The organism is Bradyrhizobium sp. WSM4874, from assembly GCF_055811835.1.
On sequence record NZ_JBVVPR010000059.1, the window covers coordinates 1 to 14,910 of the forward strand.

At 60.0% G+C, this 14,910-nt stretch carries 9 protein-coding genes and 5 pseudogenes; 6 read left to right on the forward strand and 8 right to left on the reverse strand.

Annotated elements, in window-relative coordinates:
- Positions 1-402: pseudogene (locus AC0L3P_RS35420) on the forward strand (transposase); the annotation flags it as partial.
- Here the strand turns inward: AC0L3P_RS35420 and AC0L3P_RS35425 are convergent.
- The 4 genes and pseudogenes from AC0L3P_RS35425 to tnpA form a co-directional block, all read right to left on the reverse strand.
- Entirely contained in the window at positions 314-874 is a 561-nt protein-coding gene (locus AC0L3P_RS35425; RefSeq protein WP_473308831.1) for a plasmid pRiA4b ORF-3 family protein, read from the reverse strand. The pseudogene AC0L3P_RS35420 and the gene AC0L3P_RS35425 sit on opposite strands and share 89 nt — an antisense overlap.
- Before the next feature lie 57 nt (positions 875-931).
- Positions 932-2,484, reverse strand: a pseudogene (tnpC, locus tag AC0L3P_RS35430) (IS66 family transposase).
- Between the two features lie 51 nt (positions 2,485-2,535).
- On the reverse strand, positions 2,536-2,889 hold the full coding sequence (gene tnpB / locus AC0L3P_RS35435; protein ID WP_473308832.1) for an IS66 family insertion sequence element accessory protein TnpB: 354 nt from the start codon (positions 2,887-2,889) through the stop codon (positions 2,536-2,538).
- The gene (gene tnpA, locus AC0L3P_RS35440; protein ID WP_473308833.1) at positions 2,883-3,305 is read right to left on the reverse strand and encodes an IS66-like element accessory protein TnpA; all 423 of its coding nucleotides are present in this window, start codon (positions 3,303-3,305) and stop codon (positions 2,883-2,885) included. The genes tnpB and tnpA overlap by 7 nt, the downstream gene beginning before the upstream one ends.
- Positions 3,306-3,743: 438 nt before the next feature.
- On the opposite strand from tnpA, the pseudogene AC0L3P_RS35445 reads away from it, so the two are divergent.
- The 4 genes and pseudogenes from AC0L3P_RS35445 to AC0L3P_RS35460 form a co-directional block, all read left to right on the forward strand.
- Positions 3,744-4,070: pseudogene (locus AC0L3P_RS35445) on the forward strand (tyrosine-type recombinase/integrase); the annotation flags it as partial.
- Positions 4,071-4,167: 97 nt separating this feature from the next.
- The gene (locus AC0L3P_RS35450) at positions 4,168-4,887 is read left to right on the forward strand and encodes a tyrosine-type recombinase/integrase (protein ID WP_473308849.1); all 720 of its coding nucleotides are present in this window, start codon (positions 4,168-4,170) and stop codon (positions 4,885-4,887) included.
- Positions 4,884-5,886: pseudogene (locus AC0L3P_RS35455) on the forward strand (tyrosine-type recombinase/integrase). The gene AC0L3P_RS35450 and the pseudogene AC0L3P_RS35455 overlap by 4 nt, the downstream one beginning before the upstream one ends.
- 114 nt (positions 5,887-6,000) lie before the next feature.
- Positions 6,001-6,135: pseudogene (locus tag AC0L3P_RS35460) on the forward strand (transposase domain-containing protein); the annotation flags it as partial.
- A 662-nt stretch (positions 6,136-6,797) separates the two neighbouring features.
- On the opposite strand, the gene AC0L3P_RS35465 reads toward AC0L3P_RS35460, so the two are convergent.
- Complete coding sequence (locus AC0L3P_RS35465; RefSeq protein ID WP_473256137.1) at positions 6,798-8,201, reverse strand: GGDEF domain-containing protein; 1,404 nt, start codon at positions 8,199-8,201, stop codon at positions 6,798-6,800.
- A gap of 433 nt (positions 8,202-8,634) precedes the next feature.
- Here AC0L3P_RS35465 and AC0L3P_RS35470 point away from each other — a divergent pair, with 433 nt between their 5' ends.
- Positions 8,635-10,263: a putative bifunctional diguanylate cyclase/phosphodiesterase gene (locus AC0L3P_RS35470; RefSeq protein ID WP_473308834.1), complete on the forward strand. Its 1,629-nt coding sequence runs from the start codon at positions 8,635-8,637 to the stop codon at positions 10,261-10,263.
- Between the two features lie 313 nt (positions 10,264-10,576).
- Here AC0L3P_RS35470 and AC0L3P_RS35475 read toward each other — a convergent pair whose 3' ends face one another.
- From AC0L3P_RS35475 to AC0L3P_RS35485, 3 genes are read right to left on the reverse strand one after another with little or no spacing between them, the layout of a single operon-like run.
- Positions 10,577-11,665, reverse strand: a complete 1,089-nt coding sequence (locus AC0L3P_RS35475; RefSeq protein ID WP_473266590.1) for a PDC sensor domain-containing protein — start codon at positions 11,663-11,665, stop codon at positions 10,577-10,579.
- A 9-nt stretch (positions 11,666-11,674) separates the two neighbouring features.
- Positions 11,675-13,645 carry a glycosyltransferase gene (locus AC0L3P_RS35480; protein ID WP_473308835.1) on the reverse strand — a complete coding sequence of 657 codons (1,971 nt, stop codon included), beginning with the start codon at positions 13,643-13,645 and terminating at the stop codon, positions 11,675-11,677.
- Positions 13,645-14,850: an HlyD family secretion protein gene (locus tag AC0L3P_RS35485; protein WP_473308836.1), complete on the reverse strand. Its 1,206-nt coding sequence runs from the start codon at positions 14,848-14,850 to the stop codon at positions 13,645-13,647. Before AC0L3P_RS35485 ends, AC0L3P_RS35480 begins: the two co-directional genes overlap by 1 nt.
- Positions 14,851-14,910: the final 60 nt, after the last annotated feature.

Genomic DNA, 14,910 nt, shown 5'->3' on the forward strand with positions numbered 1-14,910 from the left:
TCGGCGATGCGTCGCATTCTTGCATCTACATTTGACGAGCTGCGGCAGCTGGAGCTGCGGATTGCCGAGGTCAACCGCGAGATTGAGGCACTTGCCTCTCAAAGCGATACCGCACGTCGATTGATGACCATCCCGGGCATTGGTCCGCTGGCCGCGACGGCGCTTTTGGCAGCAGCTGGATCTGCCCGCCAGTTCAAAAAGGCCCGCGATATGGCAGCTTGGCTAGGTCTTGTCCCGAGAGAATATTCTACGGGAGGCAAAACGAAGCTGCTGGGGATAAGCAAGCGCGGCAATCGATATCTGCGCCGGATGATCATCCATGGCGCCCGTTCCTGCGTGACTCATCTTGATCGCTCGCGATACCGCCTTGGCGCGTGGCTTGATGGACTTCAGGCACGCATAGGGCCTTCCGGTCGATCACGTTGGGATCGAACCGCTCCGGGCCCCAGCGGCGCATATTGTCGTGCTCCGGATGAGCAGGGTCGCTGATGGCGTCGAGGTATTCGGCATAGCCTGGCGCACCACCGACGTGTTCCGGAGGACAACCACCGGCGGCCTCGGGCAGGAAGGGCATGCCCTCCGTCGTGGTGTTGTCGAACCTTTTTTCGAGCTTGATCACATGGTCCCAGCTGTCGCCGAAGTCATAGAGATAGTGGATGGTCTTGGCGCCGGTCTCTCGAACGATATCGCAAAGCCGCGCTTTACGAGCATCCATGGGCTGGTGGCCGTAATCATTGTCGGGGTCGGGAATCCCCCAATGTGCCTCACCAGCGAAGAACTCGAAGAGGTGGCTGTTCGTCCAGCCAAACGCCTCCTGAAGCGTCAAATGCAGCCGGTCGAGGCGCAGGGTGACGGGTACGACAAGGCGACGCACGACCTCCGGTTACGTCCTTGAGGGTCACCTTGATCCGGACCGCGGTCCTGTTCAGGCTCATGCCGCCAGCCTCGGAACGTGTGCATGCATCGTGTAGATCGATGCCCAAGGGAGCAGTTCGTCCAGTCGCGCCGCAGGCCAACCATTGACAAGCTTCGCGAGAACATCAGCGAGCCAGTGGTCGGCACTGACGCCATTGAGCTTAAGGTCTCGATCAACGAAGCGAGAACTGCCCAATTCTCGGCGCCCTCGTCGCAACCGGCAAACAGGGAGTTTTTGGCGTTGAGCTTGATCGACCGCATCGCACGCTCGACAGCATTCGTGTCCATCTCGATGCGCCCGTCATCAAGATAGAGCGTCAAACCGTCCCAATGATGCAGCGCGTAGCGCAGGGCCTTCGCCGTGTCGCTCTTCTGTGCAAGGTGATCAAGCTTGGCCTCAAACCACTGCTTCAAGGCTGTAGCCAGAGATCGGGCATGCGCCTGCCTGCCAGCACGGCGCTCGGCATCCGATCGGCCGCGGAGCGCTTTCTCGACCGCGTAAAGCTGGGCGATGCGCTCAAGAGCCTCGCGCGCAACCGGAGCTGGCGCCGGAGCGGCCTCGCGCTCGATCTTCACAAACTGGCGCCTCAGATGCGACCAGCAGAAGGCGAGCGTCCCGGACAAGGCGTCCGCACGCGTCTCTCGGGTCATGGTCTTGTAAGCCTGATAGCCGTCGCAATGGATGATGCCGCGATAGCCTTCGAGCAGCCTCAAGCCATGGACGGCCCCACGGCCCGGTGCATAGGCGTAAACCACACCAGGTGGGTCAGGTCCGGCCCAGGGCCTGTCATCGCGTGACAGCGTCCAGAAGTAGCCGGTTTTGGTCCTGCCGCGCCCCGGATCCAATACCGGTGCGGGGGTCTCGTCGACACAGAGCTTCGAAGAGGCGAGCACAAGCTGACGCAGACGATGCCACAAGGGCTTCAATTCCTGGGCGCCCTAGCCAACCCAGAAGGCGAGCGTGGAACGATCCAGCGCTATTCCGTGCGTCGCCATGCGGTAAAGCGGCAAATGCCAATGATACTTGGCATCGATCACATGCGCGACGAGCCGCTCGGTCGGCAGTCCTCCCCTGATCAATCGCTCGGGAGCAGCATGCTGGAGGACGACGCCGTGACAGGCGCGGCAAGCCAGTTTGGGGCGGCGGGTGACGATGACGCGATACTGCGCCGGTACGACGTCCAGCCTCTGGCTCTCATCGTGACCGATCTCAAAAAGGTCGCCTGCGCAGCACGGGCAGCAGGTTGCAGTGGGCATCAGGGTCTCGATCATGCGCGGCAAATGCTCCGGCAGCTTGCCACGATTGGCCCTGCGCTCGGCAGCTCTCTTCTCGCGTGCTTTGGGATTGGCGCGGTCCTCGGCTGCCTCGAGAGCCGCGACAGCCTGATCGATATCCTCCAGAACAAGCTGGAGCTGATCAGCGTCAAGCTTTTCCGAGGATCGACCGAACTGCGCGTCTTTTGCAAGCTTGAGCAACCGCTCGAGCCTGGCGCAGCGATCCAGCAGAGCCGCGGCAAAGGTACGCAACTCGGCTGGATCGCTCGGCAGCTCATCAGGCAAATCACTCATCGGCCCGAGTCTGTCATGCTTTGCGCGCCGATGCAGCGAAGATTTTATGTCCTACGCAAGCGCTTTCGGCTGCGGGATTCGAGGCGCATGCATGCGTGTCCAATCCATGCCGGCCAGACGCGCGGACAACTGCGCGGCGTTCATTCGCATGACGCCGGCCACGATGGGAGGCCATTTGAAGCCGCTGCCATCGAGCCGCTTCCAGTACATCACAAGGCCGCTGCCATCCCAGACAACAATCTTCACCCGATCAGCGCGCTTCGCACGGAAGACCACCGCCACGCCCTTCATCGGATCGTGGCCCAGCGTCGCCTTCGCCAACAGCGCCAGGCCATCTGCGCCCTTCCTGAAGTCTACAGGTCGGGTCGCAACATAAATCATGAGGCCAGCGGGAGCCGTCAGCATGAACGCGTCCGGCGCAACGCAAAAAACACATCACTCAACACAGCAAGGCCAGGCGTCCCTCGCACCTCAACTCGTGCCCCATGGAGCTCAACCGTCACAACGGCTGCCTCCGCCGACCCGGAGGGAGCTGCAACCACCGATGGCGACGATTCCGACACCAACGGCACAAACGACAGTGCTCCCCCCGCAGTTGGCAGCACCAGTTGACCTGAACGCGCCCGGCGCCGCCAGTCATGCACCTGCTGGGGCCGGCAGCCATGGCGACGTGCGACATCTGTTACGATCGCGCCCGGTTCGAGACTGTCCGCGACGATCTGCGCCTTCAAATCATCTGGCCACTGTTTCCGGCCGCCGCCGGCATACACTTCTATGCGCGGTGACAACGGTCGTCTTATGTCGTCCGAATGGTCGTCCATTGTGAGCACCCTTGCAGAAGATGACTCTTCTAACGGCGCTCATAGGTCTACGCACAAACAATCTGATGGGCCTCGCAGCCCCGCTTACGATCAGAGCGCGGCTTGGCCCCGAGGTCCATCGCCCGCCATCTCCCGGTCATCCGCGGGTTCCTGCACGAGGTGTGCTCCGGCGGCACCGCCGCCCTGTGCAAGATCAACCAAGAGGACGTGATCCGCTACATTGAGCGCCACGCCCAGGATTGGAGCCCGGGAACAGGCAAGGCGATGTGCTGGTCGTTGCGCGCCTTTCTCCGTTACCTCCACCATCGGGGGCTGAACGCGCGCCTGTTGGCGGGTTGCGTTCCATCGATGCGGCGATGGAAGCTCGCAACTCTGCCGACCTATCTGCCTGCCGCACAGGTGCGGAAGGCTCTCGATGGTTGCGACCGAAAGACGGTGATGGGACGGCGCGACTACGCCATTCTGTTGTTGCTGGCCAAGCTCGGCCTGCGGGCCGACGAGGTCGCGACGCTCACGCTGGATGATATCGACTGGCGCGCCAGCGAGATACTCGTTCGCGCCAAGGGCCGACAGCGTGCACGGATGCCGATACCGCCAGACGTTGGCGCGGCCATCATTGCATATCTGCGCAGTGGCCGCCCAAAGTCGTCGTGCCGACGGTTGTTCGTCCGCACACTCGCGCCGCACATCGGGTTTGCTTCCGGATGTGCGATCACCATGATCGCCAAGGCCGCCCTCGATCGCGTTGGAAACGAAGGTTGCGCACACCGCGGCGCCCATATCTTCCGACACAGTCTCGCTACCGAGCTTCTCAACGCTGCCGCCCGATCGTCATGCATCCTGGGCGCTGCGATTGAGCGACGTGCGCGGGTTCGCGCGCCATGTCGCCAACTTCGATCTGAGAACGGAGGTACCGCCCGTCGGCATGCTGCCCGGATGGAAGCGCGCCAAGCCCTATGTCTACAGCGACGCGGAGATCGATGCGTTGCTGACGGCAGCGCTGGCTCTGCCGCCAGCGGGCGGGCTGCGCCGATGGACCTACCATACCCTGTTCGGGCTGATCGCGGTGACGGGCATGCGTATATCCGAGGCGATGGGCCTGGAGCGTGATGACGTCGACCTCGACGCCGGGGTGCTGACGGTCCGGCTGACCAAGTTCGGCATGTCGCGGCTCGTGCCATTGCATCCGACGACGAGAACCGCGTTGCGCGACTACGCCCACCGGCGCGACGCGATGCTTGGATCACGCCGCGGCTCGACCTTCTTCGTTGCCGAACAGGGAGGCCGCTTGCTGCACCAGTACGTTCATCGCGTCTTCTGGCGATTGTCCCGAGAGATCGGGCTGCGGCGCCCAGGTGATCGTACCGGGCCACGCGTGCACGACTTCCGTCATCGCTTCGCCATCCGGACGCTGCTCGACTGGTATCGCGAAGGCAAGGACGTCGAGCAGCAACTCCCAGTGCTCTCCACTTACCTCGGCCACGCCTGCGTGCGTGATACCTACTGGTATCTCTCGGCCTGCCCCGAGTTGATGGAAGAAGCGGCGCGGCGTCTCGATCGGCGGTGGGAGGTGACGCCATGAAGCCCGCCTGCAATGTCGCCACGTTGATCGAGCGCTTCTTCACCGAGCGCCTCATGCGCCAGCGCAACGTCAGCGGCAACACGATCGCCTCCTACAGGGACACGTTCCGGCTGCTATTCATGTTCGCACAGGTGCAGCTCCCGGAAGCCCCCATCGGCCCTGATGCTCGCCGATTTGGACGCAACGTTCATCGGCGCGTTCCTAACCGATCTCGAGGTAAAGCGCGGCGCGAGCGCGAAGACGCGTAACCTGCGTCTGACCGCTATCCGATCCTTCTTCAGGTTCGTGTCCTTCGAGGAGCCGGCACACAGTGCGCTGATCCAGCGCGTGCTCGCCATACCGAGCAAGCGCCACGATAAGCGACAGGTGCACTTCCTGACGCGCCCCGAGATCGAGGCGGTTCTCGCCGCGCCCGATCGAACGACGTGGCTTGGCCGCCGCGATCACACCTTGCTGCTGGTCGCGGCCCAGACGGGCTTACGCCTCTCCGAGCTGACTGGCCTTGACCGGGATGCCGTCCACCGCGGGTCTGGCGCACACGTACGATGCGTCGGTAAAGGGCGGAAGGAGCGGACCACTCCGCTGACCACACTCGCTCGGTGTGCGCTCCAGGCATGGCTCAAGGAACCGTAACGGAAAGGAGCAACAGCGTTGTTCCCCAACGTGCACGGGCGCCGGCTCAGTGCCGACAGCGTCCAGTCGCTCCTGGGAAATCATGTTCGTGTCGCTCACAAGAGTTGCCCATCTTTGAAGGCCAAGAGCGTGTCACCGCACGTGCTGAGGCACAGCGCTGCGATGGAGCTGCTGCAAGCCGGCGTCGACTGCTCCGTGATCGCGCTATGGCTCGGTCATGAATCGGTCGAGACGACGCAGACGTACCTGCACGCCCACCTCGTCCTCAAGGAAGCTGCCCTGGCGAAGCTCAAGCCGTACGAGCGCGGCAAGCGAACCCGGTTCCAGCCGAACGACCGCCTGCTCGCCTTTCTGGAGGCGCTCTGAACGACCAAACTATGCCGAATGGAATGGGGCTGCCGTGCACGCCATCGACGCGTACCAGCGTGACAACGGCGTGCCATACCAAACCCGTTCGGCATAGTTCGGCGGGCGGCATAAACCTGTAAGCTGAACGACCTCGATCCGCTCGCTTACCTGACCGACGCCCTCGCCCGAATCGTCAGCGGCCATTCAAACAGCGACATCGATCAGCTGCTTCCGTGGGCCTATTCCATCATGAGATTGAAGCCGTGACTTGAGAACGACGCTTACGAAACGAGGGCCATATCAGCGTCTTAAAGGGCGGATCTCTCGATCATTTGTCGTTTTAGACGGTTATGTCGAGACTGGTTGGCCAGCTCGCAGGTCCCCCGAACTGGGATCGATGGCGATCACCAACATCCTAGATCATCGCTGCGTCTGGTTGCGGACACTGATGTCCGAAGCTTTACACGAAGGCGGGCGGATTCGGTGCGGCGTTCAAGTGGAATGGCAGAAGCGGGGCTAATAAGGATCCCGCCGTGAACAATTCCGGCGGCGACGCGAGCAGATCATGAAGCATCTCAAATCGCCCTATCAGCTACCATCAGGTCGTGACCTTCTTCACATCCCTATCCGGGAGCCGGATGGTCGTGCCTCGCGCGAGTGGGCTTTGTGGACTGCGATCCCCGGATCGTCGTCGAAAGGGGCCTGAGTTCATCTTTGATGAAGTTCGTCGGCCACTGTGGTTCTTCAAGCGAGACTCGGCCGCCATGCGGAAAGCCCTTCGAATTTCGTCGGTAGTATGGAATGCCTTGCTGTTTGTGATGGGCTAATGCGCGGTGCACGCGGCTACGACGCACTGATCTGAAGTACGATGGCGGGAACCGTAGTGGCGGCGCGGTCCGCCTGAGGCTATCGCGCGGATGAACGAAGCCTTACGCGACAATGACTCGATTGCGACCTTCATGTTTTGCGCGATAGAGCCGCTGATCGGCAATGTTCAGGAACCCGTCGAGCGTATCTCCATCGCGCCCGAACTCCGAGACACCAACACTGATCGTAACCCCGACCGACGGTTGGGCTCCGACATCGAATGCAGTGCCTTCGATGGTCGACCGAAGGCGTTCGGCTACCGCGTAGGCAGTATCGAGCGTCGCCCCGGGTAGCAACACCATGAATTCTTCGCCGCCTACCCGTGCGACAGAGTCGTAAGGGCGGATCGCCTCCAGAGACTTCCGGACGAACCCTCGGAGGACCTCATCGCCAACACTGTGGCCACGTGAGTCATTGATGTCCTTGAAATGGTCGAGATCAAGCGACAGCAGAGATAACGGAGCACCGCTTCGCTTGGCCCGCGCGATCTCGGCGCCGATATGCTCGATGAAGTGGCGCCGATTTCCGGCGCCGGTCAGCGGGTCGGTGGCGGCAAGGCGTTCCAACGTCTGATTGCTCAGTTTCAGCTGCCGTAGCGCCCTTTGAGTGTCGGCCATCGACTCGGCTAGCCGGGCCATCATTTGTTCCTGGCTATAGATGATCGAGAATGATTGCGTCGTTCGGAAAGCCTGGACAACTCCATAGCTGAGAAGGAAAAACCCGCCGGCAAAGATCGCGTGGGCGAGCCACCACATGTGATTCCAGGGCGTTGCCACAATGAATGCGAGCGACGATATTGCAAACCACGCGACCGAAATGCCGAAAACAAGCATAAGTGGTGAGTAAATCCGTCGCATAAGCATGACGGCGACGTCCAGCGCGCTGAACACAAGGGCGCCGCCCTCCATGGACAAGCGTACCGCCGGGTGTGCCGCATACGGGGAGTAGGCGATTAAAGCGACGGCTATGTCCATCGCCAGGAACAGGCCAATCCACATCCGCCATGCGCGCGCATCCGAACGCTTCTGGACGTCGTCTGACGGGTGATTGTAGCTGAGCAACCCAGCGAAGAGCAGAATCGACATCGCGAGACGCGATGCGGGTCCATAGAGCAGAAACAGCCAAATGTTGCGGTGTGCCATACCGGTGAAGACGCCGTGCGGCGAATAGATCAGCACGAAGCCTAGAAATCCAAGCGTTAACCAACGCAACAGAGGTTCGCCGGAAGACCGGTAGCAACGCCACGTCACATAAGCGACGAACATCCCTTCAAGGGCGGCGACGGCGATCGCAAATTCGTGGAACAGATGATTTTCAAACTTTAGCGTACGATCCTGCTGGAAATACAGGTAGGCGATCAAGGGCGCGGGCATCAGAGCAAAGGTGATGAGGAGAAGGCTCATATACACCTGTGTGACCAGCCGCAGTGGGTCGGGCGGCTCGTGCACCGCAACGTTGGTGCTCATATGCAGAACGTCTCCCATAATGATACCTGTACTCGCTTACGTGGACTGTCGGTCGCTCTGCGGTTGCGAGAGCGCCGTTAGACCGAGACGAATCACGCGAGTGGCACAGCCAGTCGATAAACAATCCACGGCATCAACCGTAGCACGAAAACACCTCCCGTTCCAGGCATGCATCCTCGCGCGCCGCAGGGCCCGCAAACCCACGCGGCGCCTCGACTCGCCACTTATGAATTCGGGTTAATCACGTACGAACTGGCACGCCGGTTGCTAGCCACGTTGCGGGGAGCCGTTATCGCGATCCGACGGCGCGTTTACACGGCCGCTTGCGAAGCGTCGCGCGAGTTGTTTCGGCAACCGGCGCAGAGGTGCGTTCGGTTAGCACTTACGCTGTAAGAACCTCATTGGAACGGTCGGGTCAGCGAAGGTTCGTGTCATGAGTTTGTCATCTCCACGATCGCGCTTTTTGCGCGCCGATCGGTTCGTTTGGCCTGGTTCTGCCACAAGGGATTTGATCGTTCTGTTGGCGCTCGTCGTTCTCGTGTCGGTCTTTGCGCACGCCTATCACCTTGGCCCTCACCTGTCCAAGCTGGAACGCGACTCCGCGGGTTCCGCAATCGACGACATCTCTTTCATTCTGTTCATCTCCTGCTCCGTGAGCATCGCGCTGACAATCTTTAGTGTTCGTCGCTTTCGCGATCTCGCCCGCGAAACCAAGGCGCGAAGCCTTGCTGAAGGAGAAGCGCACGATCTGGCTCGATACGATCCATTGACCAGCCTCCCTAATCGCCGCTCATTTGATGAAACACTTAGTTCGTGTCTTGGCCTCGCGGGCAACACCCACCAAGTGGCCGTCCTGATGGTTAGCTTGGGTGGCTTGAGGAGGATAAAGGACACGCATGGCCGCGCGGCGGCTGACAACGCACTGTGCGAGTTTGCCAAGGGCATCGCGAACCTCTTGCGCGACGATTGCGTCCTGGCGCGAATTGGAGGGGAGGAATTCGGGATAGTGCTGCCAGATATTCGCTCCCTCGAGGATCCTGCCAATCTGGCGCGCCGAATTGTGGGGTCCGCTCCCTACAGTTTCGCGGCGAAGACGGGGGCAGCCGAGTTGGGTGTTGGAATTGGCGTCGCGATCGCCCCAAAGGACGGTCTCAATTTGGACGAATTGATCAGGCGCGCAGAACGTGCACTGAGTCCGATACCAGGCAATGGCAGGTGCTGTATTCGCTTTTTTGAACCAGAGATGGACATCCATGTCGAGCGGCGCATCCAGATCGAGCGAGAGCTTCGCAGCGCTATCACGGCCGACATTATCGAGCTTCACTACCAGCCGTTGGTTTCGTTAACACAGAATTGCATCATCGGATTCGAAGCCCTGGCGCGTTGGGAAAATAGGAGCTTGGGGCATATTCCGCCAGATGTGTTTATTCCGATTGCAGAAGAAGTAGGTCTCATCAACGCTCTTGGAGATCAGCTTTTTCGACGCGCCTGTTTCGATGCCAACGGATGGCCGCAGACGTTTACGCTTGCCTTCAATATTTCGCCCATTCAATTGCTCGATCCCGCGCTTGCACAACGCATTCTATCGATCCTTCGCCAAACCGGGTTCAGTCCGCACCGCCTGGAGGTTGAAATTACGGAGAGCGCCCTCCTGGAAAACACCGCGGCTGCTAAGACCGTAATCGATGAGCTCCGTCAAGCTGGCGTCCGCATCGCACTTGACGATTTTGGAACAGGTTATGCTATGCTCAGCCAGCTGCTTTCGTTTCAGCTCGACAAGATCAAGATAGACCGCAGCTTCGTCTCGCATCTGAACAACAGTCCTGACAGCCGGGTGATCGTTCGTGCTATCCTTGGCCTTGCAAAAGGATTTGGCTTGAAGACCACAGCCGAGGGCATCGAAGACGCAGGCCAGCTGACGTTTCTAGCGGCCAATGGTTGCACCGAAGGACAAGGCTATCTGTTCAGTGGTGCCAAACCAGCCGGCGCTATTCCCGCGCTACTTCGCGAATCCGGCCGCACGGCTGTTGCTGAAGATGTGACCAGACGTCCGCATGAGTGAGACGACGCGTTCAGGTTCGAGAACCTTCTTCAGATTCCCGCTGTCAGTCTAACCAGGCGAGTCGGCGAGGCGGAGCAGAAACGCTGCGCGGTCTCAATCCGCACCAGCAGTTCCCAAAGCCTGTCCTTGATCTAACATTCAGCGATGAGATCGAGGTGATCGCCAAACCGACCGACCGTCAGCCCACAACAGCCGCCGCTTCACCGGCTAAGCCGTAACCAAGAGTTAGCGATGCCCTGGAGACTCGGCTGAATGTACGCTCCGAGGCCCTCACCCGGATTATGAGTCAAGTCGTGCTTCTGCCCTTAAGTCGTCAACTGACGGGCCAAGCGCTCATCAGCTTCGACTGTATCCTGACCAGTGCGTCGCTTAGCCGTGCGGCTTCATCAAACCGGGTTTCCTGATATGGCGGGCGGGCGGCGGAATCGAGCACGATAGCCTCGGCGGACTCCGAGAGCCGACGCAGAGGTGTTCTGAGCCATTGGGCGGCACAAAAGAGCAGCGCCAGAGCCGCCACCGCGCCCGCGCCGAGAATGATCCAGAACGACCGGATCAATTCACGGACCGGCGCCATGGCCTGGTTGGCATTCTGCCGTACCAGAAGAGACCACCCGAAGCTTGGGAGGTCTGCAAATCCAATGGTTGGGACGATCACGACAAAGTATTCCTTGCCGTCAGGCCATAGCTCGCTGAGAAACGCGGTGGTGAGCCGGCTGGCTGCCAGGGCGGAGCCGACGTTGAGGGGCTTGTTGGCGAGCTCAGGTGGACCAAACAAGACTGTTCGGTTGCGCGAAAGCAGCAGCACCTCGATTCCGGGCGCCTGTAAAGCCGTCATCCCCTCACCTACCCAGCTCCAATTCAGATGGGCACCGACCACGCCGGCAATCGAACCTGCGTGCCGCAGTGGAGCAGCCAAGTCGATGAAGCGATACGGTTCAGGAGACACCGGCAACAAGCTCGCCAGGAGCTGTGCCTCGTGAACGTCGATGGCAGCGGGCCCCGCAATGCCGCGTTTGAACCATGATCTCTGCGCGGCGCTCTCGCCTTCGAGCATTCCATCCCTGGCCGCCAGCACCTTGCCCTCAAGATCTGCAATGCCGAGCCAGGAATAGCGGCCATCCAGCCGGCTTAGGAACTGGATGTGTTCGTGGGCGCTTGCCAGATCGGTCGGATCGATCAGGTCAGCGAGCCGGGCCACGTCCATCCAAACACCGTAGAGGCGGCGCGCCAGCAGATTAGCGCTTAGTTGGCCGCGAGTCGTCAGCTTGTCTACCTGCAGCTGCTCGCCGCGTTGCTGTAGGGCCGCGGTATACACCGTTGCAGTCACCATGGCTGGAACGAGCATCAGCGTGGCGCCCCCAAAGAACACGAGGGTGCGTATATTTAGTCTTCTCCTGGTCATCACGTCTCCCTAATGGGTTAGCGCCCGTGCCAGTTCGCGGATGATGCGCACGATATCTCCGCGATCAGATCCCGGAACGGCCTGGATCGTGTGCAGCTTTTCGACGATCTGCGCCCGCTGTGTTGCTGTTGGCGAAAACCTGAGCCGATAGCCGTCTCGGGTTGACGCAACGACATGTGCGTCGACATCTCCAATGATGGGGACGCTCAGTTTCCCTGCCGCCCCTGCCACAAGTCCGGACGGACCGCTAATGCGCGCGCCGCCCGGACTGAGATTGATCAACCAGCCGCGGTATCTGGCGTCTCCAATCGTTAACGTGATGGGCTCGGGTACCTGCCGCTGCGGTCGATTGGGGCGAGGCCGCTCAATGCACACAAAGATCACTATCAGCAGGACGAAGAGGTTGTAGATCGTCCAGAACAAAACAATGGCGACGCCATCGCCGGATGTCGACGAAGTATTGAAGACAAGTTCAGGATTCAGCGGCACCACCAAGCCACCTAGAGTCAGTCCAAACAGAATTAGGAATGGTCGCATCAACCCCCATTGGACAACAATCTTCGTCCTGTCGCCGCCTTTGGCCGTGACCGAGAACTGGTGAGGTCCTCTCGTCAAAAGACCCAGTGCAGCTGCCCGGCAGACCGGCCAGGCAGCAATCAGCTGCGCCGTATCGTTGATTATGGGAATGAATAGTCCCTTCGAAAGCCAATTCAAGGCCACCAAGACCATGGCAAAATAGGGAACATAGTATCTGGTGATATCGACCAATGACGCGTTCACGATCGTTATGCCGAGCCACCAGTACAACAGCGGACAGATGAGACTCGCAAGGCGGAAAGGAAAGGTCGTGGACCAGTACAAAAATGAATCGATGACACTGATCCGGTGCATCAAATCCAGTCGGTGTGAGCCGAAAGGATTGTATGAATTACGTACAATCTGAGTCAGACCAAGGCACCAGCGACCCCGCTGGACGATGTATTCCTTGAGCCCCTCGGCAGCCAACCCCTCGCTCAGTGGCTCGTTGAGATAAACGGTTTTCCATCCGTTTTCTGCAAGTTTCAGCGTGAGCAGGAAGTCTTCCGTAACACTTTGCGTCGCAATGCCGCCGATCTGCTCAATGGCTCGAACCCTCATAACGGAGGAGGTACCGCAGCAGATCGCGATTCCCCAAGCGTCTCGCGCCGGCTCCACGTTATCGAAGAAATGGCGCTGCTCATCCGGATATCCGGTGCTGATGCCCAGGTTGTGCTGGATCGGGTCGGGATTGAAGAAGTGCTGCGGCGTTTGAACCAGCCCGACACTCGGATCGTGAAACAGCGCCAAGGTTCGTTCTACAAAATCGAGATGAGGAACAAAATCGGCGTCCAGGATGGCGACGAATTCCGGCCGATCAGTATCCAAGGCGCGCACCGAGAGCGCATGATTGATGTTTCCCGCCTTGGCGTGCATATTGTCGGAGCGCACGATGTAGCCGACGCTGTGCCGCTCGCAAGCTTCGCGGAGCGAATCCCTGCGGCCATCATCAAGCACAAAGACACGAAGCTTGTTGAATCTGACGGCCTTGGCGCCAATCACTGTTCGCTCGAGAATCTCCAGCGGCTCATTGTAGGTCGTGATGAAGATGTCTACCCGTGGCATTTCTTCAGGCGCCCACCAGCCGGCGTGGCGATCTGCTTCAGCAGTCCGTTCCCTTACACGCGACAGGATTACGAAGCCGATGGACGAAGACAACACTGTCAGCGCCTCGAGCACCGCGAAGCCCCAGCTGAACAAAGCGCCGGCGGTCCAATCGAGTGGCTTCAGAGTATCGGTGAACCGCCAGTTTACGTAACGCCAGGATAAAATTGTGGCCAGCCCCAGGAGCAGAGTGCGCCAGTACCACTTGCTTGGATTGAGCAGTGGCAAGACTGCCAAACGGAGCCCGAGAATGACGGCGGCTCCCGCCAATGCGGCCAGTAGTGGTGACAGTACGAGCATCAGAAGCCGTAGCGTGTAAGAAATCGGCGGAACTGTGCAATTGGTCCGCTCGAAAAGATGATGCGTCCGGTGCGTCCGATAGCGCAGCTGAGATCGGGCTGCTGCGCAAGATCCGGCACGGTCACAGTGACGTCGAACCGTTCAAGATGTTGAGTACTTGGTCCTACCGCCAGATTTGCATAGAGTGACGACGCGCCGGAACCGCCGAGTCGGGTGATGGTCCCGTCGAAAATCCGCTCGTCGCCGAACAACCGGAACTGAACCGGCGCCCCGACCGAAAGGCTATCGTAAAGCGATTCGGAGACGCCCGCTGTGACCATCAGGCTGTTGCAATCGACAAACTTAAGGAGGTCTTGACCACGCCGTGTGTGCTCGCCGTGCTCCAGCAGAACATCCCAGACCAAACCGGAGACTCGGGCGTTTAGTATGGCAGAGGTCAAACGATTGACACGCAGGCGCTCGGCATCGATTTGCCGACCAAAGTGGGCCATCCGGCCTTTCACTTGCTCCTCCTCGACATGCAGTTCGGCCAGTCGCAGGTCGATATCCCGAATTCGCTGCATCGAGAAGGGAGCGTCGCTGGAGGCCTCTGCGATGAATACACCCTCGCGGGCCGAGGCGAGTTCCGTTTCGAAGTAACTGACACGCTGCTGTGCACTCTCCAATTCTTGCTGTGCCACATCGAGTGTGGCACGAGCCCGACCCAGATTGGCTACCGTCTGCACGCCGCGATTGCTCAGCTCGTTGGCCCGCTTGAATTCCGCGTCCGCCTCGCGCAGCCGCGCGGCAGATGCGTCTTGGGCCGCTCTGGTTTCTGCGATCCGCGCCTCGATCTGCCGGATTCGGCCGCGCTGATACCCGGTTGATTGCGCATCGAACTCGGCCCTTGACAGCGAGAGGGCGGCTCGCTGGCCCCCAACGCGTTTAAGTTCGATTTGTTGGTTGTCTCGATCGCGCTCGAGGTCGAGAAGTCGAGCGGTATCGAATCGTTCATCGGTCACTTCAGCCGCAAGTTCCCCCGGGTTGACGCGCGTTCCGATGCTTTTGACGGAGAGGCTTACTCTTCCTTCGATCGGGGCGCGAACAATATAGAGCCGTGCATTTACGGTCGCATCTGCCGACGTTCCAGAGAAGTGCTCCCCAACGATGACGTATAGCCCCCCGACCAAAAGAACCAAGCCGACGACCACACGTGCGAGCCTCATGGCCGACTTCCGATCGCATCGAGCCGGAGAGCGAGAGCAGGCTGAAGTTGGTATTGGCAA

Bases quoted from the DNA above. Each gene is read 5' to 3' on its own strand.
- tnpB (WP_473308832.1), bottom strand. From the start codon at position 2,889: ATGCTGACGGCTCCCGCTGGCCTCATGATTTATGTTGCGACCCGACCT.
- tnpA (WP_473308833.1), bottom strand. From the start codon at position 3,305: ATGGACGACCATTCGGACGACATAAGACGACCGTTGTCACCGCGCATA.
- AC0L3P_RS35465 (WP_473256137.1), bottom strand. From the start codon at position 8,201: ATGAGCACCAACGTTGCGGTGCACGAGCCGCCCGACCCACTGCGGCTG.
- AC0L3P_RS35470 (WP_473308834.1), top strand. From the start codon at position 8,635: ATGAGTTTGTCATCTCCACGATCGCGCTTTTTGCGCGCCGATCGGTTC.
- AC0L3P_RS35475 (WP_473266590.1), bottom strand. From the start codon at position 11,665: ATGACCAGGAGAAGACTAAATATACGCACCCTCGTGTTCTTTGGGGGC.
- AC0L3P_RS35480 (WP_473308835.1), bottom strand. From the start codon at position 13,645: ATGCTCGTACTGTCACCACTACTGGCCGCATTGGCGGGAGCCGCCGTC.
- AC0L3P_RS35485 (WP_473308836.1), bottom strand. From the start codon at position 14,850: ATGAGGCTCGCACGTGTGGTCGTCGGCTTGGTTCTTTTGGTCGGGGGG.